Below are 20,861 nucleotides of genomic sequence, written 5' to 3' on the forward strand. Positions count from 1 at the left end.
ATTTACTTGCAATAGGCCAGCTATTAACGTGTAAATCCGCCTTATTTTTACTGGAAATCTCTGGCTAGAGAAAATAAATTTAAATATCAGCATGATTCAATACGTTAGTAAACCTCTTAACCAGAGCTCAGGTTAAATAAAGGTTGCTATCTCATCGATAGATTTTTTATCGAGCGCGTGAGCAGGTATGGTTGCATCCTCACTTGGGTAACCTGCAATAAGCAGCATATACGGGCGTTCGTTATCTTTATCTCGGCCACAAATATCGGTTAAAAAGCTCATTGGCTTTGGCGTATGAGTTAATGTAGCAAGGCCAGCTCTGTGCAGTGCTTGAATTAAAAAGCCTGTAGCAAGGCCAACTGATTCATGCACGTAGTAATTAGTATTTTTATCATCACTGCTTACGCCGCCCTTTTTTTGACTAAATACCGCAATAAGCCAAGGCGCATATTCTAAATAAGGTTTATTGGCATCGGTTCCCAGTGGCTTTAATGCCTCTAACCATTCTTCACCTGCTCGTCCTTCATAAAAAGAGCGCTCTAGTTTTTCGGCCGCTGCTCTTATTTGTTTTTTAATATCGCTGCTGTTTATAGCCACAAAATGCCATGGTTGATGATTTGCACCACTTGGTGCCGTGCCCGCAGCTTTAATGCAGGTTTCAATAATATCTTTAGGGACAGGGCGATCGCTAAAACTACGAATACTATGGCGGCGTTGGCTGGTTTGTAAAAACTCGTTAGCACGTTTTAGCATTTCATCGTGAGGGTATTCTATAAAGTCGTTTAGTGGTTGGCTTTGATGTTTTTGCATGGCTTTTCGCTTCTTATAAATAGTGTGTAGTTTTTATACCGAGTGAATATAGCTCATGCAAGTCTTATTAGTGTTTATCTTTTGTTACAAACTTTACTGATAAGTAACTAATGTTCCTATTTTTCCTGTGATATAACACACTAGAAAAAATAATTATTAAAATCAAAGGAAGTAAAAATGCTATCAATAAAAGGGTTATCAAAAACCTACGATAACGGCGTACATGCATTACAAGGTGTCAATTTAAATATCCCTAAAGGGATGTTTGGTTTACTGGGTCCTAATGGTGCGGGTAAATCTTCATTAATGCGAACGATCGCTACACTGCAATCAGCCGATAGTGGCAGCGTTGTATTTGATGGTATTGATGTGTTAACACACCCTAAAAGCTTGCGTGAGCGTTTAGGTTATTTACCGCAAGATTTTGGTGTTTATCAGCGTGTTAGTGCTTATGATTTACTTGATCATATGGCTATTTTAAAAGGTTTAAGTAATAAGGCTGAACGTAAAGAGGCCGTTGAAGGGTTGTTAGCGCAAACCAATTTATATGATCATCGAAAAAATGCGGTAAGTGGTTTCTCGGGCGGTATGCGCCAACGTTTTGGTATTGCACAAGCTTTATTAGGCGACCCTGATTTACTCATTGTAGATGAGCCAACAGCAGGTCTAGATCCTGAAGAGCGAAATCGTTTTCATAATTTGTTAGTGGGTTTAGGTGAAAGTAAAGTGGTGATTTTATCAACGCATATAGTTGAAGATGTGTCTGAGCTTTGCCCAAATATGGCCGTGTTAGCAAGTGGCCAAATTTTACTTGAAGGTAACCCAATTGAGCTTACGAATACGTTACAGGGAAAAATTTGGCACAAAGCAATGAGTCAAGCCGAGGCTTTGGAACTCGAACAATCATTACCGGTAATAGCGAAGCGTTTGTTTGCAGGACAAACATTACTCAGTGTGTTTGCTGACGATGCGCCAGAAGGGTTTGAGTCTAAGCCTGCTGATTTAGAAGACGTCTATTTTTCAACATTGCACCAACACCGCAATAAAGCAGCATAAGGATACTGATTATGTTGTTTAAAATGATGCAATTTGAGCTGCGCTATTTTATGCGTCAGCCCTCTTTCTATATCACGTCACTTATCTTGTTTTTTCTTACTTTTATGGCATCGGTTTCTGACTCGGTGCAAATAGGGGGAAGCAGCAATGTAAATATAAATTCTCCTTACGCAATTTTGCAAGTTATTGCGATTATGTCGGTGTTTGCTATTTTTTTAGTGGTCAACTTTGTTGGAAGCTCAGCTATTCGTGATGACGTGAGTAAACTCAACGAATTAGTTTTGAGCAAGCCACTGAATATAGTTCAGTATAAAGCTGGGAGATTCATCGGGGCTTATTTAGTCACGCTATTAGTGTTTTCAAGCACTATGTTGGGTGTGTGGGTTGGCAGTGGTTTTGGTAGCTTAATGGGTTGGTTAGACAGTGAAATGATAGGTGAAAACCAACTAAGTTATTATTTAGTGCCTTTCTTTTATATTGCAGCTCCTTCTTTGTTTGTTGTCTCATCGCTCATTAATGCTGTGGCAATGCGCTTTCGTAGCATGGTAACGCTCTATCTAGTTGCTGTTGCCCTACTTATTAGCTATTTGGTTGGATCTAATATTTTCTCTGATATCCAATATCGTGAAATCTCAGCTTACCTAGATATGTTTGGTATGTCGGCAATGAGAATGCAGATGGAATACTGGACAATAGCAGAGCGTAATGTAATGGAAATTACGTTAACTGATCAGTTATTACATAATAGGTTAATTTGGGTCGGTGTTGCCTTACTAGCATTGGCAATTGCAGCACTCAATACATCTCATCATTTGGCTCAAAAGCAAAAAGTGAAAGGCAAGGCGAGTAAAAATAATAATACTAATTTTGCAGCTGCACTTAGGTTTAATATAACGGCAAAAGCGACGGGAAATAATGCGTGGTCGCAATTTTTAACGCGTACTTTTTTTGAAGTCAAACAAGTTATAAAAAGCTATTCGTTTGGTATTTTACTTATTTTATCTTTAGCGACATTAATTCCAGCGTTGGTAGGCTCAATGGGTCCATACGGAACTGATGTTTGGCCAGTCACATTTAGAATGGTTGAGCTTATTCAAGGTAGCTTTGGCATATTGATGATGATAGTACTTGTTTACTATTGTGGTGAACTTGTATGGCATGATCGTGAATCCAGAATGGCCGACATTATCGATGCGTACCCTGTTGCGAATTGGGTGTTCTGGGGCTCTAAATATGTAGCGCTGAGTGCTGTTTTATTATTGTTATGCGCATTTGGCTCCGTGGTGACATTGTTTTATCAAATGATGATGGGCATGGCGAACTTTGATATTGCACAATATGTAATTAGACTCGGTTATTTATTTGTACTCGGGCTGATCTTCCAAGGTGGTTTTGCCTTTTTACTACAAGTAATTAGCCCAAATAAATACGTAGGTATGGGATTATATGTACTGTACTTTATCGCTACTTTGGTGATGAGTAACTATGGTTTTGAGCATAATATGTTTGTAATAGGTGGCACGCCAGAGGCGCCTTATTCAGATATTAATGGTTATGGCCACTTTTTAACTGCGGTGCATTGGTATAATTTATACTGGTTAGGTTTTAGTATGATTATTGCTGCACTTAGCTATGCGCTTTGGCCTCGTGGTGCTGGGCAAAATTTAAAAGCACGCGTTCAGTTGTTAGGCTATCAGCTAGGCAATTCAGGTAAAGCGGTTATTGTATGTGGTACCCTTATTTTTGGTGGTGTAGGAAGTTTTATTTACTACAACACAACGGTTCTCAATCAATTTATAACCAGTGAACAGTATGAAGACTTACAAGAGCAGTATGAGCGTGAGTTTGGTCAGTTTGTAGATGCGGCTTTACCTATTCCAACAGATGTTGTTGTTACTGCTGATATCTACCCTAAAGAACGTCGTATTACAGCTACTGTGGTAATGCAGATAGAGAATAAATCGCAACAACCGATTACACGAATATTAGTAAATAAGCCTGATAATACTCATAAATGGAGTGTTGAGGTGGATGGCGCGCAACTTGGGGAGTTAAACGAGCAGTATCGTCATGCTTGGTTAGATTTTACTAAACCCATGCAACCAAACGAAAGCCGTGAAATTACAATGAGCGTAGAGCGTTATACCGAAGGGTTTGAAGATAGAGGAAGCGATGAGCGACTTGTGTATAACGGTACTTTTATTGACAACACGGCACTGTTCCCTAGTTTTGGTTATTCCTTTGGTAAGCAAATACAAGATAAAAATGAGCGTCGTCAAAGAGGTTTACCAGAGTTAAAACGCGGTAATAAAATTGAAGAAACGCAATATCATAACCAACCTTTGTTTGCGGATAATTATGTCAGTTTTGCTGCCACTATTACCACCGATGAGTCGCAAATTGCGATGGTTCCAGGTTACTTGCAATCACAAAGTACTAAAAATGGCCGAACCACATTTGTATACGAAATGGATGCACCTATGTTGCACTTTTACACTTTACTCTCAATGGAGCTTGAGGTGAAAAAAGAGCAGCATAATGGCGTAAATATTGAGGTTTACCATCACAAAGATCATGCTTGGAATGTAGATGCAATGATTCAATCGACTAAAGATTCTTTAGATTACTTCTCTAAAGAGTTTGGTCCTTATCAGCATAAGCAAATGCGTATTATTGAGTTCCCTCGTTATCGTAGCTTTGCGCAGAGTTTTGCTAATACAGTACCGTTCTCTGAAAATATGGGCTTCATTACCGATACGCGTGACTCTGATAACATTAACTTTCCTTACTATGTTACCTCGCATGAGTTAGCACACCAATGGTGGGCGCACCAAGTGATTGGCGCAAACGTCGAAGGCTCTAATATTTTGTCTGAAATGTTATCGCAATATTCAGCAATTATGGTGATGAAAGAAAAGTATGGTGAAAATAACCTGCGTAAGTTTTTAAAGTATGAACTTGATCGCTACTTGTTTGGGCGCACAACTGAGTCTTATGATGAGCGTACTCTTGCACGTACAGTAGGGCAGCAATACATCCACTATAACAAAGGGTCTGTAGTTATGATGGCCATCCATGATTTACTGGGTGAACAACGTTTAAATACAGTTTTACGAGCGTTTTTACAAGATTACCAATATGCGCAAGAACGTTATCCAACCACGTTAGACTTTATTGCTTATTTAAAACGAGAGGCGAGTGAGCAAGAGCAAATATTTATTGAAGATCAGTTTAATGCCATTACATTATATGAGCTAAAACTCAGTGATATTAATGTGCAAGAGGCTGAATCTGTTGATGGCGAACATATTATTACGCTAACAATTTCTGCAGCAAAAAAACATGCAGATGGTGAAGGAAATGAAGAAGATGTACCGCTAGCGCAAATGATAGATATTGCTTTATTTAGTGCAGATCCGAATGAGATACATAGTGAAAATACGGTGATCTACATGCAAAAACACGAGATAAAAACAGGTGAAAATACTATTACATTAAAGGTAACAGAGTTACCTAAATTTGCTGGTGTTGACCCTTTTATTAAGTTAATAGACAAGAAAAGTGGCGATAATATTAAAGCACTTTAGTTTTTAAGTGCAGCATAAAAAATGCCAGTCGTTTTACTGACTGGCATTTTATAGCTATTAAAGAGGTTATTGATAGCTAACAGTAAAGTTATTTTTACTATATCTAAACTCATTTAGTAAGCAGCCCTCATCCTAAACTTTGTAGAAAATTGTATAAATTTTTGTATAAACCGCTACATTTTCCCCACACCTTCTTACGAACTTAACTCTAGTTATTTTGTACACTGTTGCCATTAAGAGTAAACAACAAGGTATAAGCATGAAGCAGCTAATGATAAGCGTTTTAGTACTAAGTCTAACTGCTTGCTCGGCGGTGACGATCCAGCCACAGCAAGCAGCCAAAATAACAAGCAAAGCGAGTTATGAAGATAGCCGACCGTTCTTTTTATGGGGGTTGGTTGGAGAAGAACGCGTTGATGTGAAAAAAGTATGTGTAGATAAATCAGTGACGCAAATGCAGTCGCAACAGACTTTTAGTGACGGAGCACTTAGTTTAATTACACTCGGTATATATGCACCTCACACTATTAAAGTATGGTGTCAAGATGAAATAGTGGGAGAGGCATTATGAGTATTAAGTTACTTATAACAAGTTGTACGTTAATTATATTAACGGGATGTACGAACATTTACTTTGATAATGGTGTACAAGATAACGTGAGCAATAAAACTCAAGAGAGTTCACAATGGCATCATAACTTTGCTCTTGCATTATATGAAGGATCTAAGCCGTTAGATTTAAGTACTCATTGCCCACAAGGTGAATGGCAAAGTGTTCATACGTATAAATCCTTTACCAATGGTTTAGCTGAATTAGCTGTTAATCAAGTGGGTCCTGCTTGGTATCCTAAAACAGTTGAAGTGAGCTGTACTAAAGTGCCATTTAAATAACCTGAACTCTGGTTAAGATATTTACTAATATATTGAATCATAATGATATTTAAATTTATTTTTCTCTAGCCAGAGATTTTCAGTGAAAACAAGGCGTAATTTACGCATCAATAGCGGGCCTATTGTAAGTAAATTCAACGTAGTTAGCGCTGAAAATAGCTGCTTGAGATAGATTTATTATCCAGAGTTCAGGTTAAATAACGTTATAAACGAGAAAGGGCCATAAGGCCCTTTGTGTTGCAGCAAGTAACACATTCTTTTTATAGGCTAAAGTCTACAGAGTAGGCAGCGTAAGCTTTTAAATCTGAGCCATCGATATCATTATCAGATAGGCCAAAAGTGAAGCCATCCTTAGAGATTGAAACGCCGTAATCGATGATGTTGTCATCACCAATAAAGTCGCCTGAGTAATGCCCCAAATGCAGCGCTATTTCAGTTCCATTACTACCAATAGCGAATCCATAGTCTGCTGTTAAATAAAGTGAATCACCAAAGTTGGAGCCATCACCACTAGCAGCTGAAGTTGCTAATACCGAAGCACCAAAAGTGAAACCTTCTACACTGATGCTACCGTAAATTTCAGAGAAATCTGCGTCAGCTTCTGAAGCAGCATCAGGGTAGGCGTAGTAAATATAACCAATATCATAGCTAACGCTTTCATTGATTGCGCCACTAAAGCCTGCATATAAGTCGAGCTCGTAGGTCATTTCATCAGCCCAAGAGGCATTTGATGCCCACGTACCGGCATAAAAGCCAGACTCGTTAGCGTAATCAATTCCGCCAGAAATAGCAGCGTCGCCTCCTGTTTGCTCTTGACCTCGCCATAAGTAGTTGGAGGTTGCTGCTGCATTTGCAGTTACCTCTGCAAATGTCGTTGTTGATGTTATGCCTGTAAACGCCAGTGCACTGAAGAGTATTGTTTTTTGTAGTTTTAGCATGTTTCATTCCCGCTATATGATTTTTGCATACCAAGGTTTTATTATGTATTGCTTTGACCTTTTAACTGGATGCATTTTTATTATTTAACTGGGAAGGTAATAGCACTGTATGTGCCAGTCTCGTTTTAATTATTTTTAAATAAAACTAATGCTATTAAAACAATTGCTTATGATGGAGTGATGTTTTTGGAAGGAAGTTTTTTGACTTTCTGTCGCACGCTGCTGGTGCATAAACTAACCTAGCTGCACTATTAAAGTACAGCTAGGAAAGGTTTTTTAGCCAAAAATAGTGCGCATTAGACTAATTGTTTCGTTAACGCCGCGACCTTTTTGTACTTCATTTATTATAGAGTCACGTTTACTGCGAATATGCTCCGGGATATCATCAGCAGCAAGTGCACGGTCTACTAATATTTCAGCCGATTCTTTACCTCTACGTTGAGTCTTACCCGTCGTAGTTGTGCTGCGCTTAGGTTTACTCAATAGTTTTATGTAATTAGAACTATCTGGTGTTTTATCATCAGCGTAGTAAAAGAAACATGGTATTAGTGCTTTAATAGCAACCAGTTGCTCTTCTAATTCGTTACTTGCGTTAGCCATTTTGTACCATGACATAGCTTGAATACCTTTAACGATATCTTGCCAGTAGCGCTCAAAATCACTATTTTTAAGTTTAGGAACACCAAGAGCACCACATAATGCATCTAATCGATTATTAGTGATTGGAGTAAATAAATCTGGGCGACGCATTGCTAGCAAACGAGTTGCAGGTGCAAGCGTTGGTTTTTCACCATTATCAGTGAATACTTTTGAATAAGCAGCAACAAATTGTTGATACTCATATTGAGTGATGTCACCCTCAAGTGGGATATTTGCAAGTGCGTCATCAAAAGCACCCGGAAGATCGGCAAGCATCTGATGAAAACTTTTTGCACTTTTCGTTGATGCAAACCATTCAACGTCAAAGTTATAAGTACTTGGATCAAGTGAAGCCATATGCTTACCGCTAAATGCAAGTAAGTCTTCAGGGATCATATCCTTAAGTGATTGTTCGCGAATACTCTTAATATAGCTAACTAAACGAAGTTGTTCATCGAGTGCAATAACGTCTTTGTGTTGTTCAACAAATACACTAACTACAGGCCACGGTGCAATACGCAACGTTTTAACTTGTAAAAAGCTGATCGCTGAAATGAGCTGATCATGAAGCTTTTTAAGTACAGGTAACTGTTGTGGCTCTAGTAAATCGTAGTTCATACGATCTCTGCTTGCGCTTAATAGTTCGTAACACCAAGGTAAAAAATCATCAGGGTGGTTTTCTACTTTCACGGCCATAAGGTTAAGGCTTAACTCTGAAGATTGCTTCAGAATGTTCTGATAGATGTTATTTTCTTGTTCGCCTAGTGTCATTTTTGACGGTGAAATTAGCAGTTTTTTCATGCCTTGTAGAATCTCCGGATTAGATATATAATTTTTTGCTGGTCTATTTTAGCGCAATTACATCAATAACAACAGCACTGTCCTTCCCCCTCTTAATTGAAGTAGTTAAATCATGATGTTTTTCAAGCAATAAATATTGAATTATCGATGTATATTATTCATTGCCATCTAATATAAATAGGCTTTCAGCTGAGATATTAAAGTATTGCGCTATTTTAAGTGCGAAAAATTAACGCAAGTTTAAACTGTTCTCTGAAAGACCATAATTAAGTCTGTAGGTCTGTGATGATTGTTTTTATTTTTTTGAAATTAGCTAATTTGTTTTTAGAGTCATTCCCAAAGTTGATAAATATTTCAGTGCATATTCATTTCGAAATGATTTAATTACTAATAATGAGTTTTTTTAACTTCACAATGCTTTTAAAGCTAACAGTCGCTATGATAAGAATATTATTTGCACGTTTTAAAGGACGATCATGAAAACCTTACTTAAAATTATTGGTGTAATACTATTATTATGTATTGCATTAATTGTTGCAGCACCTTTTTTAATTCCTACCGATACCATTTTTAATAAAGTATCGCAGCAGGTAGAACAAACTACTGGGCGCACTCTTACTATTAAAGGTGATAAAACTCTCAGTGTGTTTCCTGCCCTAAAGTTAGAACTTAACGATGTGCATTTTGCAAATATGGAATCAGGTTCGCGCGCCGACATGGCGAGTATGAAACAGCTTGCTGTACATATACCTTGGTTTTCATTATTTTGTGGTGAGTTTAAACTAGATAAGTTTGTTATAAACGAACCAAATATCCTATTAGAAACCGACAAAAATGGTAAAGCTAATTGGCAGCTGTTTGATGCAGTTGCAGAGCAACCTAAAGAGCAAAGCCAATCAGGTGAAGCGATAAAGCTTCCAGATAACTTTGATATTGAGCTAGGTGAGGTTGCTATTTATGGCGGCACCTTTACTTATCTAGATGGTCAAACAGGTGCTAAGCAACAAATTAGCGATTTAGAACTCGCTATTTTACTTCCTTCACTTCGTAAAATATTAGAAGTAAAAGGGGGTATTACTTATATGCAGGAGCGTTTTGAGCTTGATATAAAACTAGATACTCCTGCTAAAGCAATTGAAGGTACTACTTTTAATGTTGAGCAAAGCTTAGATTCTCGTTTAGTTAATTTAACGTACAAAGGAAGTATAGCTAAGCAAGGGCAAGATATTAAAGGTCAGCTAGCACTGAGCGGTGAGTCTGTTAAAAGTATTGCGAAATGGCAAGGTGTAGAGTTAGACGCTAAAGACAATGCTTTAAACGCATTTAGTGTAAACGGTAAAATGCACCTAGTAGGTGAGAAATTTAATCTAGAAGATTTAGTCGCGACGTTAGACGCATTGGAAATAAAAGGTAAGAGCGAGCTCAATCTAGGCAAACGTTTAGCTATAAATGCTGATATTGATTTAGGTATGCTTGATTTAAACCCGTACCTACCTGAAGCAGTAGCAAAACAAGAAGAGCCAGTAGAGCAAAATGATAAACCTGCAGAGCCAATAGTATGGGATGACAGTAAAATCGATTTAAGTGCATTAAATTCTCTAGATGCGAATGTAGTTATTCGTTCAAGTGGATTAAAAGCCAACGATATTAAATTAGGCGCAAATCAATTTACTGTTGCTTTAAAAAATAGCATTGCAAAACTAAGTCTAGATAGCTTTTCTGCTTATGAGGGTTCAGGTAAAGGCGTTATCAATGTAAACGCACAACAAGTACCTTATAAAATATCAACTAATTTTGACTTGGCAGACATAGATGCACAGCCTTTATTAACGGATGCTACAGGTTTTGACAAACTGATGGGTAAGGGGTCTTTAAATTGGAACCTAAATACAACAGGTCAAAGTCAAAAATCATTTATTGGTGCGCTTAACGGAAAGCTTGGATTTGAGTTTGCTGACGGAGCTGTAAAAGGTGCGAATATAGCTGAGATGGTTCGTAAAGGTAAGGAGCTTATTTCAGGCAACTTTGGTGCTGCATCTGAAGGGCTTGATAGCGGATTTGAAGAATCAGAGCAAACAGATTTCTCAGCATTATCGGGTAGCTTTAACTTTACCAACGGCGTTGGGAGAAATACTGATCTATCACTAATTAGCCCGTTAATTAGAATATCTGGTGAAGGTGATGTTAATTTACCTGAAACAACAGTAAATTATCGCTTAGTAACCGGCATTGTTAGCTCAATCGAAGGACAAGGTACTACCGACGACAGTACTGGGTTTAAAATACCACTTCGAATAAAAGGGCCTTTTCACGATGTAAGCATAAAGCTTGATGTAAGTAATGTGCTTAAGGATGAAGCCAAACAAAAAGTCGATGAAGCAAAAGAAAAAGCTAAAAAGAAGGCGAAAGAAAAAATTAAAGATAAATTAAAAGGTTTATTTGGTTAATTTACTTTGATTTAAACAAACAAGGCACCTTAGAGGTGTCTTGTTTGTTTTGTAACCATCTGTAAAATAGTTACATAGCCGTAATTGCTCAAGTTTAATTATCTCACACTCTAAATTAATTAAAAAATAACCTATCGCTACTCCTTCAATGCTGGTACAATTGCCCGCCCTTAAGAGACAACTCGTTTGTTTTTGAGTGGGATTTAATCGAAATGTCTTGATTTTAAACAAATTTAAGACACGTTGTAATTACTACACCGGAGGTCATTAACATGATCCAAATGCAAACTCAGCTGGAAGTTGCTGATAACAGCGGCGCTCGCAAAGTGCAGTGTATAAAAGTCCTTGGTGGTTCACACCGTCGCTACGCAGCGATTGGCGACATCATTAAAGTTTCTGTTAAAGAAGCTATTCCTCGCGGTAAAGTGAAGAAAGGTGATGTTAAAAACGCGGTAGTTGTGCGTACCAGAAAAGGTGTTCGCCGTCCAGATGGTTCTTTGATCCGTTTTGACAGCAACGCTGCTGTTATCTTAAATGATAACTTACAGCCAATTGGTACACGTATTTTCGGCCCTGTGACTCGCGAACTTCGTAATGATAAGTTCATGAAAATCGTTTCACTAGCCCCAGAAGTACTGTAAGGAGCCAATCATGGCAGCAAAAATACGTCGTGATGACGAAGTAATCGTACTAGCAGGTAAAGACAAAGGTAAGCGCGGAAAAGTGCTTTCAGTTGTTACTGAATCTGGTCGAATCTTTGTCGAAGGCATAAACTTGATCAAGAAGCACCAAAAGCCGGTTCCACAATTGAACCAAGCTGGCGGTATTGTTGAGAAAGAAGCATCTATGGATGCATCAAACGTTGCGATCTTCAACTCGGAAACGAGTAAAGCAGATCGTGTAGGTTTCAAGATTGAAGATGGTAAGAAATTACGTATCTTTAAATCTACTGGTAAAACTATCTAATAGTTGGAGTAGAATGATGGCGAAACTGCATGAAGTATACAAAGACAAAGTAGTAACTGAACTTCAAGAGAAGTTTGGCTTCAGCTCTGTCATGCAAGTCCCTCAGATCGAAAAGATCACATTGAATATGGGCGTGGGCGAAGCCCTAGCTGACAAGAAGATTTTAGATCACGCAGTAGCGGATTTAGCAGCAATCTCTGGTCAGAAACCTTTAATCACTAAAGCACGCAAATCTGTTGCTGGCTTTAAAGTGCGTGAAGGCTACCCGATTGGTTGTAAGGTAACCCTACGCGGCGAGCGTATGTGGGACTTTTTTGAGCGTTTGGTATCAATCGCTATCCCACGTATTCGTGACTTCCGTGGCGTAAGTGCTAAGTCTTTTGATGGACGTGGTAACTACAGCATGGGCGTACGTGAACAAATCATCTTCCCAGAAATCGATTACGATAAAGTAGACCGTGTACGCGGTATGGATATTACTATCACTACTTCTGCGAAATCTGATGAGGAAGGCCGTGCGTTGTTAGAAGCGTTTAACTTCCCATTTAAGAAATAAGGGTAGGGTTATGGCAAAGAATTCTATGAAAGCGCGCGAAGCTAAGCGCACAAAACTAGTTGCTCAATTCGCTGAAAAGCGTACAGCACTAAAAGCTATCATCGCAGATGTTAATTCATCTGAAGATGATCGTTGGGACGCGGTTCTTAAGCTACAAGCTTTACCTCGTGATTCTAGCCCTGTACGTCAACGTAATCGTTGTAACATTACGGGCCGCCCACATGGTTACCTTCGCAAATTCGGCATGAGCCGTATTAAAGTTCGCGAAGCAGCTATGCGCGGTGAAATTCCTGGCCTTAAAAAGGCTAGCTGGTAATAGAATCATGGGAGTAAGACTATGAGCTTGCAAGATCCTATCGCGGATTTGTTTACACGTATCCGTAACGGTCAATCAGCGAAGAAAGTATCTGTAACGATGCCAACTTCAAAGCTGAAAGTAGCATTAGCTAAAGTACTAAAAGACGAAGGTTATATCGTAGACTTCACAGTTGACGGTGAAGTTAAACCTGAGCTTTCTATCGAGTTGAAGTACTTCGAAGGCAAAGCTGTAATTGAAAATATCCAGCGTGTAAGTCGCCCTGGTTTACGTATCTATAAGAAACGTGACCAATTACCTAAGGTAATGGGTGGTCTTGGTATCGCTATCGTATCAACTTCTAAAGGCCTAATGACAGACCGCACAGCACGTAGTGCTGGTGTTGGTGGTGAAATCATTGGTTTTGTAGCTTAATCGGAGGGGAACTATGTCTCGCATAGCAAAGGCACCAATTACTGTTCCTGCCGGTGTAGAAGTTACATTAAAAGGCCAGGAAATCACAGTTAAAGGCAAAAACGGTGAACTTACTCGTACTATCAACAATGCTGTTGAAGTACAAGTTAACGACAACGTTATTACTACTTTACCTCGTGATGGCGTAGCTAATGCATGGGCTCAAGCAGGTACTGCTCGTGCTCTAATCAACAACATGGTTGTTGGTACGCATGTAGGTTACGAGAAGAAACTTCAGTTAGTAGGCGTGGGTTACCGTGCTGCAGCTAAGGGTAAAACATTAGATTTAACTCTTGGCTTCTCACACCCAGTTAATTTCGCAGTTCCTGAAGGAATTACGATTGAAACTCCAAGCCAAACAGAAGTTCTAGTTAAGGGCGTAGATAAGCAGTTAGTTGGTCAAACAGCTGCTAACATTCGTGCATACCGTAAACCTGAGCCTTATAAAGGTAAGGGTGTTCGTTATTCAGATGAGAATGTACGCCGTAAAGAGGCTAAGAAGAAGTAAGGTAAGACGATGGATAAAAAAACAGCTCGTCTACGTCGTGCTAAACGCACTCGTAGAAATTATATTGAACAAGGCACAACGCGTCTTGTTATCCACCGCACGCCACGTCACATCTACGCTCAAGTTGTAAATGCTGAGGGTAATGTACTGGCTGCTGCTTCTACTGTTGAAAAGGCTATTAGCGAAACAGTTAAAGGCACCGGTAACGTTGAAGCTGCGCAAGCAGTTGGCAAAGCGGTTGCTGAACGTGCGGCTGACAAAGGCATCGAAAAGATTGCTTTTGATCGCAGTGGCTTTAAATATCACGGCCGTGTGAAGGCGCTAGCTGATGCTGCGCGTGAAGCCGGTTTGCAATTCTAGGAGTAGACAATGGCTAACGTAGAAGCAAAGCAACAACAGCCTGATCTAGCTGAAAAGCTAATCGCGGTAAACCGTGTGTCTAAAGTAGTTAAAGGTGGTCGTATCTTTAGCTTTACTGCACTAACTGTAGTTGGTGACGGCGCAGGTAAAGTAGGTTTTGGTTATGGTAAAGCACGTGAAGTTCCAGCTGCTATTCAAAAAGCAATGGAAAAAGCACGTCGCAACATGATCAATGTAGACCTAAATGGCAATACATTACAGCATCCTGTTAAGGGACGTCATGCTGGCTCACTAGTGTTCATGAAACCAGCCTCTGAAGGTACTGGTATCATCGCAGGTGGCGCTATGCGTGCAGTACTAGAAGTGACTGGTGTTCAGAACGTACTTTCTAAATGTTACGGTTCTACTAACCCAATCAACGTAGTACGTGCAACGATTTCGGCTCTTGAGAATATGAATTCTCCACAGTCAATCGCTGCAAAACGTGGCCTTCGCGTAGACGAAATACTGGGGTAACCATGGCAAATCAAACTGTAAAAGTAACACAAGTAAAAAGCTCTATCGGTCGTTTACCGAAACATAAAGCTACATTACGCGGTCTTGGTTTACGTCGTATCAACCACACTGTTGAGTTAGAAGACACAGCATGTGTACGTGGTATGATAAACAAGGTTTCTTACATGGTTAAGGTAGAGGGTTAATTTCATGCATTTGAATACACTTTCACCTGCTGCAGGTTCAAAAACTGCTCCAAAACGTGTTGGTCGTGGTATCGGTTCTGGTCTAGGTAAGACTGGTGGTCGTGGTCACAAAGGTCAAAAGTCACGTTCTGGCGGTAAAGTACGCGTTGGTTTTGAAGGCGGTCAAATGCCTATGCAACGTCGTCTACCTAAATTTGGTTTCACTTCTCGCAAATCTTTAGTATCTGCAGAAATAAACCTTTTTGAAATCGCTAAAGTAGAAGGCGATGTGGTAGACCTAAGCGCGTTACAAGCAGCTGGTCTAGTTAAAAAGAACGTTCTTTTCGTTAAAGTTGTTAAATCTGGCGAAGTTTCACGCGCTGTTACCGTTAAAGGCCTTAAAGCCTCTAAAGGTGCACGCGAAGCTATTGAAGCTGCCGGAGGCAAGGTAGAAGACTAAGGAAGTACTAATGGCTAAACCAGGTCAAGATACACAAAGTGCACAAAGTGGACTTTCGGAATTGAAGCGCCGATTACTCTTCGTATTGGGTGCTATCATAATTTACCGTCTAGGTTCATTTGTGCCGATCCCTGGGATTGACGCCGCTGTACTTGCCGATTTCTTCGAGCAACAAAAGGGCACCATTGTTGAAATGTTCAACATGTTCAGTGGTGGTGCACTTGAGCGAGCTTCAGTGTTAGCACTGGGTATTATGCCGTACATCTCGGCTTCGATTATTACGCAACTATTAACGCATATGTATCCTCCGTTTATAGAGCTTAAGAAAGAAGGTGAGCAAGGGCGTAAAAAAATTAGCCAGTACACACGCTATGGCACGCTTGTGCTAGCTACTATTCAATCAATCGGTATTGCTTCTAGCTTACCGGGCATGATGGAGGGGTTAGTTGTTAACCCTGGTATGGGTTTCTACTTCACCGCTGTGGTGAGTTTAGTAACTGGTACTATGTTCCTTATGTGGTTGGGTGAACAAATAACAGAACGCGGTATCGGTAACGGTATCTCAGTTCTAATATTTGTTGGTATTGTAGCTAACTTGCCGTCTGCTATTGGTTCGACAGTCGAAATGGCGCGCCAAGGTGATTTGAATGTTTTTGTACTGTTGATGGTTGCGGTAATTGTATTCGCTGTTACTTATCTTGTAGTGTTTTTTGAACGTGGACAACGTCGTATTGTTGTAAACTACGCTAAACGCCAACAAGGTCGTCAAGTATTTGCTGCTCAAAGCACGCATTTACCACTAAAAGTAAACATGGCGGGTGTTATTCCACCAATCTTCGCTAGCAGTATAATTCTGTTCCCTGGTACAATTGCTAGCTGGTTCGGCCAAGGTGAAGGTCCGGTCGCTGATGTATTACAAGCTGTTGCTACTACGTTGACCCCAGGTCAACCGTTGTACTCACTTGTTTTAGCTGCGGCTATAATCTTCTTCTGCTTTTTCTACACAGCGTTGGTGTTTAACCCACGTGAAACAGCAGATAACCTTAAGAAATCTGGCGCATTTATCCCAGGTATTCGTCCAGGTGAGCAGACATCTAAATACATTGATAAAGTGATGACACGCCTGACATTGGCAGGTGCTTTGTATATAACCTTTATCTGTCTGGTGCCCGAATTCATGACTATGGCATGGCAAACGCCATTCTATTTCGGCGGTACATCAATTTTGATTATCGTTGTTGTAATCATGGACTTTATGGCACAAGTACAGACTCACCTGATGTCTCATCAGTATGATTCTGTGCTGAAAAAAGCGAACCTTAAAGGCTACGGTCGATAAGGTCAGTTTACGGAGTTGAGCAATGAAAGTACGTGCTTCCGTTAAGAAAATATGCCGTAACTGTAAAGTTATTAAACGTGCTGGTGTAGTACGCGTAATTTGCAGTGAGCCTAAGCATAAGCAAAGGCAAGGCTAAGTAAACAGTCGTGCAGGCTGAGTTTTCTCGGCCTGTGTTTTTAGTAGTAATTTGGTCTTCGTTTGAGTATCCTTACGGGCTTTTCAAACTTATGATTACCAAATTCGAATATAGGAGATGTGTTAGTGGCCCGTATTGCTGGCATTAACGTCCCTGATCATAAACATGCAGTTATTGGTTTAACAGCTATTTATGGCATAGGTAAGACTCGCTCTAAGGCTATCTTAGAAGCGACTGGTATCGCCGAGACCACAAAAATCGGTGAACTTTCAGACGAAATTCTTGACGTACTGCGTGATGCAGTTGGCAAGTACACTGTTGAAGGTGATCTTCGTCGTGAAGTTACTTTAAATATCAAGCGCCTTATGGATCTTGGTTGTTATCGTGGCCTACGTCACCGTCGCTCTTTACCACTACGTGGTCAAAGAACTAAGACTAACGCGCGCACCCGTAAGGGTCCTCGTAAGCCTATTAAGCGATAAGGGGATAGTATTATGGCTAAGACACCAATTCGTCGTAAAAAGGTTAAAAAACAAGTTGCTGATGGTATGGCTCATGTTCATGCGTCTTTCAACAACACTATTGTAACGATTACCGACCGTCAAGGTAATGCACTATCATGGGCTACTGCCGGTGGTTCAGGTTTCCGTGGTTCACGTAAATCTACACCATTTGCTGCTCAGGTTGCTGCAGAGCGTGCAGGTACTGCTGCTCAAGAATACGGTTTAAAAAATCTAGAAGTTTTCATCAAAGGTCCAGGTCCAGGTCGTGAATCTGCTGTACGTGCTTTGAATGCTGCTGGTTACCGTATTACCAACATTACTGACGTGACGCCAATACCACATAATGGTTGTCGTCCACCGAAGAAACGTCGCGTTTAACAATAGGTTAGGAGAAATAACATGGCAAGATATTTGGGCCCTAAGCTCAAGCTGAGTCGTCGTGAAGGTACTGACCTGTTCCTTAAGAGCGGCGTAAGAGCTATCGACTCTAAGTGTAAACTTGAGACTGCACCTGGTCAGCACGGCGCTCGTAAAGGTCGCTTATCTGATTACGGTTTACAATTACGTGAAAAGCAAAAAGTACGTCGTATCTACGGTGTATTAGAAAAGCAATTCCGTAACTATTACAAAGAAGCTGCTCGCCTTAAAGGCAATACAGGTGAAAACTTGTTACAGCTATTAGAGCAACGTTTAGACAATGTTGTATATCGCATGGGTTTTGCTAGCACACGTGCTGAAGCACGTCAGTTAGTAAGCCATAAAGCGATTTTAGTTAATGGTCGTGTTGTGAATATTCCTTCATACGTAATTACTCCAGAAGATACTGTTGTAATCCGTGAGAAGTCTAAAACACAAGCACGTATCATCGCTGCTCTAGAGTTGGCTGAGCAACGTGAAAAGCCGACTTGGGTTGAAGTTGACGGTAAGAAACTGGAAGGCAGCTTTAAGCGTCTACCTGAGCGTTCAGATTTGTCTGCGGACATCAATGAACAACTAATCGTCGAACTTTACTCTAAGTAAAGTTAAGAGTTAAGAGAGGATAAAATGCAGGGTTCTGTAACAGAATTTCTAAAACCAAGGTTAGTCGACATCGACGCTATTAACCCAACGCGTTCTAAAATAGTTTTAGAACCATTAGAGCGTGGCTTCGGTCATACTCTGGGTAATGCCTTACGCCGTATATTGCTTTCATCTATGCCTGGATGTGCAGTAACTGAAGTTGAAATCGACGGTGTATTGCATGAGTACAGCGCGAAAGAAGGCGTACAAGAAGACATCATTGAAATACTATTAAACTTAAAAGGTTTAGCAGTAACGTTAGAAGGCAAAGATGAAGTTTTTCTGACCCTGACTAAATCTGGTGTAGGTCCTGTTACTGCGTCTGATATTCAGCACGATGGCGATGTAACAATTGCTAATCCAGATCACGTTATTTGTAATTTAACAACAAATAACAGCGAGATCAGCATGCGAATTCGTGTTGAACGTGGTCGTGGTTATGTGCCGGCATCTAGTCGTTTATCCTCTGATGACGATGAGCGTCCAATTGGTAGATTGTTGCTTGATGCATCATTTAGTCCAGTTGAACGTATTGCGTACTCGGTTGAATCAGCCCGTGTTGAGCAACGTACAGATTTAGACAAGTTAATCATTGATATGGAAACAAACGGCACTTTAGATCCAGAAGAAGCGATCCGCCGTGCGTCTACTATCTTAGCTGAGCAATTAGATGCATTCGTAGATTTACGTGATGTAACTGAGCCAGAAGAGAAAGAAGAGAAGCCAGAATTCGATCCTATTCTACTTCGTCCAGTTGATGATCTTGAGCTAACAGTACGCTCAGCAAACTGCTTGAAAGCCGAGCAAATTCAATATATCGGTGATTTAGTTCAGCGCACTGAAGTTGAGCTTCTTAAAACGCCTAATCTAGGTAAGAAGTCTCTAACTGAAATTAAAGACGTGCTAGCTTCACGTGGTCTTTCTCTGGGCATGCGCCTAGAAAATTGGCCACCTGCAAGTTTAGCTGAATAATCTAAATCACTATATTAGTTTAGTTAGAAGGATAGGGTCATGCGCCATCGTAAGAGTGGTCGTCAATTAAACCGTAACAGTAGCCATCGTAAAGCGATGTTTAGCAATATGGCAGGTTCTTTGGTGAAACATGAAATCATCAAAACTACTTTGCCTAAAGCGAAAGAGTTACGTCGTGTAATTGAACCTTTAATCACACTGGCTAAGACTGACAGTGTAGCAAATCGCCGTTTAGCGTTTGCTCGCACGCGTGATAAAGAAGTTGTTGGTAAATTATTCAGTGAAATCGGTCCTCGTAACGCGGATCGTCCAGGTGGTTACACTCGTATTCTTAAGTGTGGCTTCCGTACTGGTGATAATGCACCAATGGCTTATATTGAACTAGTTGGTCGCCCAGCGACTAGCGAAGCAGTTCAAGAAGACGCACAGTCTGCAGAGTAAGTCTTAAAGAAACCTAAAAGCCGAGCAATGCTCGGCTTTTTCTTGTCTAAAATTTATTAAGTCCCCCCAACAGAATATTTCTTCCTAAAGTTCCTACTTTATAAGCTTATGTGGATTCATTTAAAACTTTTATCAGCGATATCTTTCATCAAGAGTGGTTTATTAACTAACCTGAGCTTTGGTTAAGATATTAACTAATATATTAAATCATAATGATATTTTAATTTACTTTTCGCTAGCCAGAGATTTTCAGTGAAAACAAGGCGAATTTACGCATCAATAGCGGGGCTATTGTTAGTAAATTCAATGTAGTAAGGGCTAAAAATAGCTGCTTGAGATAGATTTATTATCTAGAGTTCAGGTTAACTATCCTAATAGCTCTTTTAAATTCAAGATGGCTAATTGAATTGGCTTCATAATAAATAAATGAGTAAACATTAAATTTAGCTGATATTTAACATCTTATACTTTCTATTAAGCCTCAACGGCCACAGACTTAAATAGTTCCATTTTTTAACCGTACTAAATTTACGTAAAACATAGCAAGTCAATTCAGGAATGGTCTTTGTATTTGCCTTATCTAATTGTTACTCCTTATAAAGGAGCAATTTGAATTTTGTGTAGCGGTATAGATCATTTATTAATGAATAGGATTCGAATGGATCCCATTTCGAAAGGGTGATCATGGCTTTTAATACTCGTTTTTACATTAACTAGCTATATAAACTAGTAAAGACATACTGTTTAGTGTTGTTTTTGACCGTTTAGCTCAAATACTCAGCGAACAGCACATTATTTCAAGTTTTCTTCAAAAAAGGGTTGATCTGTTTTCGGATCTCCCTATAATGCGACCCCACTGAGACGGGAAAGGTCAACGCCTAGCGAGACCCAATCAACTCAGGGTGTTAAGTAAAACTTAGTGTTGATAAATATAACGTTTACC

General features: G+C 39.8%; 25 protein-coding genes. 22 read left to right on the plus strand and 3 right to left on the minus strand.

Features of this window, described 5'->3' with window-relative positions:
- Nucleotides 1–132: 132 nt before the first annotated feature.
- Complete coding sequence (locus H5119_RS15255; RefSeq protein WP_182702863.1) at nt 133–810, minus strand: nitroreductase family protein; 678 nt, start codon at nt 808–810, stop codon at nt 133–135.
- Nucleotides 811–987: 177 nt separating this feature from the next.
- Between H5119_RS15255 and H5119_RS15260 the strand changes: the two genes are divergently transcribed.
- The 4 genes from H5119_RS15260 to H5119_RS15275 all read left to right on the plus strand — a co-directional run bounded on the left by H5119_RS15260 (nt 988) and on the right by H5119_RS15275 (nt 6,344).
- Complete coding sequence (locus H5119_RS15260) at nt 988–1,866, plus strand: ABC transporter ATP-binding protein (RefSeq protein ID WP_182702864.1); 879 nt, start codon at nt 988–990, stop codon at nt 1,864–1,866.
- 11 nt (nt 1,867–1,877) lie between these two features.
- Nucleotides 1,878–5,453, plus strand: coding sequence for a M1 family aminopeptidase (locus H5119_RS15265; protein WP_182702865.1), 3,576 nt, complete (start codon nt 1,878–1,880; stop codon nt 5,451–5,453).
- Nucleotides 5,454–5,712: 259 nt separating this feature from the next.
- Entirely contained in the window at nt 5,713–6,024 is a 312-nt protein-coding gene (locus H5119_RS15270; RefSeq protein ID WP_007376455.1) for a Bor family protein, read from the plus strand.
- Nucleotides 6,021–6,344: a Bor/Iss family lipoprotein gene (locus H5119_RS15275; protein WP_077536314.1), complete on the plus strand. Its 324-nt coding sequence runs from the start codon at nt 6,021–6,023 to the stop codon at nt 6,342–6,344. Before H5119_RS15270 ends, H5119_RS15275 begins: the two co-directional genes overlap by 4 nt.
- Nucleotides 6,345–6,604: 260 nt before the next feature.
- On the opposite strand, the gene H5119_RS15280 is transcribed toward H5119_RS15275, so the two are convergent.
- On the minus strand, nt 6,605–7,282 hold the full coding sequence (locus H5119_RS15280) for a TorF family putative porin (protein ID WP_182702866.1): 678 nt from the start codon (nt 7,280–7,282) through the stop codon (nt 6,605–6,607).
- Between the two features lie 276 nt (nt 7,283–7,558).
- Nucleotides 7,559–8,722: a hypothetical protein gene (locus H5119_RS15285; protein WP_077536310.1), complete on the minus strand. Its 1,164-nt coding sequence runs from the start codon at nt 8,720–8,722 to the stop codon at nt 7,559–7,561.
- 476 nt (nt 8,723–9,198) lie between these two features.
- On the opposite strand from H5119_RS15285, the gene H5119_RS15290 reads away from it, so the two are divergent.
- From H5119_RS15290 to rplQ, 18 genes are all read left to right on the plus strand, one after another.
- Entirely contained in the window at nt 9,199–11,169 is a 1,971-nt protein-coding gene (locus H5119_RS15290) for an AsmA family protein (protein ID WP_182702867.1), read from the plus strand.
- Between the two features lie 272 nt (nt 11,170–11,441).
- Entirely contained in the window at nt 11,442–11,810 is a 369-nt protein-coding gene (gene rplN / locus H5119_RS15295; RefSeq protein WP_002959498.1) for a 50S ribosomal protein L14, read from the plus strand.
- 10 nt (nt 11,811–11,820) lie between these two features.
- Nucleotides 11,821–12,135, plus strand: a complete 315-nt coding sequence (gene rplX, locus H5119_RS15300) for a 50S ribosomal protein L24 (RefSeq protein WP_002959496.1) — start codon at nt 11,821–11,823, stop codon at nt 12,133–12,135.
- A 16-nt stretch (nt 12,136–12,151) separates the two neighbouring features.
- Nucleotides 12,152–12,691, plus strand: coding sequence for a 50S ribosomal protein L5 (rplE, locus tag H5119_RS15305; protein WP_077536307.1), 540 nt, complete (start codon nt 12,152–12,154; stop codon nt 12,689–12,691).
- Between the two features lie 10 nt (nt 12,692–12,701).
- Entirely contained in the window at nt 12,702–13,007 is a 306-nt protein-coding gene (gene rpsN, locus H5119_RS15310) for a 30S ribosomal protein S14 (protein ID WP_077536305.1), read from the plus strand.
- 21 nt (nt 13,008–13,028) lie between these two features.
- Nucleotides 13,029–13,421 (plus strand): 30S ribosomal protein S8, encoded by a 393-nt coding sequence (gene rpsH / locus H5119_RS15315; RefSeq protein ID WP_077536303.1) that lies wholly within the window; start codon nt 13,029–13,031, stop codon nt 13,419–13,421.
- A 13-nt stretch (nt 13,422–13,434) separates the two neighbouring features.
- Entirely contained in the window at nt 13,435–13,968 is a 534-nt protein-coding gene (gene rplF, locus H5119_RS15320; protein ID WP_077536301.1) for a 50S ribosomal protein L6, read from the plus strand.
- Between the two features lie 9 nt (nt 13,969–13,977).
- Nucleotides 13,978–14,328 (plus strand): 50S ribosomal protein L18, encoded by a 351-nt coding sequence (rplR, locus tag H5119_RS15325; protein WP_002959486.1) that lies wholly within the window; start codon nt 13,978–13,980, stop codon nt 14,326–14,328.
- Between the two features lie 9 nt (nt 14,329–14,337).
- Entirely contained in the window at nt 14,338–14,844 is a 507-nt protein-coding gene (gene rpsE, locus H5119_RS15330; protein WP_002959485.1) for a 30S ribosomal protein S5, read from the plus strand.
- 2 nt (nt 14,845–14,846) lie between these two features.
- A complete protein-coding gene (rpmD, locus tag H5119_RS15335) occupies nt 14,847–15,029 on the plus strand; it encodes a 50S ribosomal protein L30 (RefSeq protein ID WP_002959482.1) in 183 nt (60 codons plus the stop codon).
- A gap of 4 nt (nt 15,030–15,033) precedes the next feature.
- Nucleotides 15,034–15,468, plus strand: a complete 435-nt coding sequence (gene rplO, locus H5119_RS15340) for a 50S ribosomal protein L15 (RefSeq protein WP_002959480.1) — start codon at nt 15,034–15,036, stop codon at nt 15,466–15,468.
- 10 nt (nt 15,469–15,478) lie between these two features.
- On the plus strand, nt 15,479–16,807 hold the full coding sequence (gene secY / locus H5119_RS15345) for a preprotein translocase subunit SecY (RefSeq protein WP_138586020.1): 1,329 nt from the start codon (nt 15,479–15,481) through the stop codon (nt 16,805–16,807).
- 22 nt (nt 16,808–16,829) lie between these two features.
- The gene (rpmJ, locus tag H5119_RS15350; RefSeq protein ID WP_002959476.1) at nt 16,830–16,943 is read left to right on the plus strand and encodes a 50S ribosomal protein L36; all 114 of its coding nucleotides are present in this window, start codon (nt 16,830–16,832) and stop codon (nt 16,941–16,943) included.
- Nucleotides 16,944–17,068: 125 nt separating this feature from the next.
- A complete protein-coding gene (rpsM, locus tag H5119_RS15355) occupies nt 17,069–17,425 on the plus strand; it encodes a 30S ribosomal protein S13 (protein ID WP_002959473.1) in 357 nt (118 codons plus the stop codon).
- Nucleotides 17,426–17,437: 12 nt separating this feature from the next.
- Nucleotides 17,438–17,824 (plus strand): 30S ribosomal protein S11, encoded by a 387-nt coding sequence (gene rpsK, locus H5119_RS15360; protein ID WP_002959471.1) that lies wholly within the window; start codon nt 17,438–17,440, stop codon nt 17,822–17,824.
- 21 nt (nt 17,825–17,845) lie between these two features.
- The gene (gene rpsD, locus H5119_RS15365; RefSeq protein ID WP_002959461.1) at nt 17,846–18,466 is read left to right on the plus strand and encodes a 30S ribosomal protein S4; all 621 of its coding nucleotides are present in this window, start codon (nt 17,846–17,848) and stop codon (nt 18,464–18,466) included.
- Between the two features lie 24 nt (nt 18,467–18,490).
- Nucleotides 18,491–19,477, plus strand: coding sequence for a DNA-directed RNA polymerase subunit alpha (locus H5119_RS15370; RefSeq protein ID WP_008168100.1), 987 nt, complete (start codon nt 18,491–18,493; stop codon nt 19,475–19,477).
- Between the two features lie 39 nt (nt 19,478–19,516).
- Nucleotides 19,517–19,918: a 50S ribosomal protein L17 gene (gene rplQ, locus H5119_RS15375; protein ID WP_008168098.1), complete on the plus strand. Its 402-nt coding sequence runs from the start codon at nt 19,517–19,519 to the stop codon at nt 19,916–19,918.
- Nucleotides 19,919–20,861 lie beyond the last annotated feature (943 nt).

The organism is Pseudoalteromonas sp. SG45-5 (genome assembly GCF_014164085.1).
In the GTDB taxonomy this organism is placed as follows: domain Bacteria; phylum Pseudomonadota; class Gammaproteobacteria; order Enterobacterales; family Alteromonadaceae; genus Pseudoalteromonas; species Pseudoalteromonas aliena.